The 330-nt window shown below is 31.5% G+C and carries 1 protein-coding gene; it reads left to right on the top strand.

What is annotated here, in order from left to right:
- Positions 1-30: 30 nt before the first annotated feature.
- On the top strand, positions 31-330 hold a 300-nt coding region (locus ACFIK0_RS09530; RefSeq protein ID WP_375663931.1), incomplete at its 3' end, for a P-loop NTPase fold protein.

Here is a 330-nt window from a genome sequence, read left to right as displayed (position 1 = left end):
TTTAACATAGACAAATAATCAGGTGATTTAATGAATAAGTATGATATTGAACCAACAAGAGCTAATGTAATAATTTCGATTCAGAAAAATATAACTGGTAGAAACAGTAGCCTTGGGAATTTAATTAGATTGCTCAATCGACAAAATGACTCATGGTCTATTGCTATTAACGGATCATGGGGAAGTGGTAAGACTTTCTTTGTAAAACAATGTCAGCTTATGATAGATAGCCTAAATATTGAATCCAATGAAGAAAATTCCGATATTATTACAGCAAGATCTCAACTATTCGATGATAGAGAACTGAATACATTGCAAAACAAGCCATTC

The organism is Bartonella sp. CL63NXGY (assembly GCF_042194905.1).
Lineage (GTDB): Bacteria > Pseudomonadota > Alphaproteobacteria > Rhizobiales > Rhizobiaceae > Bartonella.
This window is presented reverse-complemented; position numbering and strand designations above follow the sequence as displayed.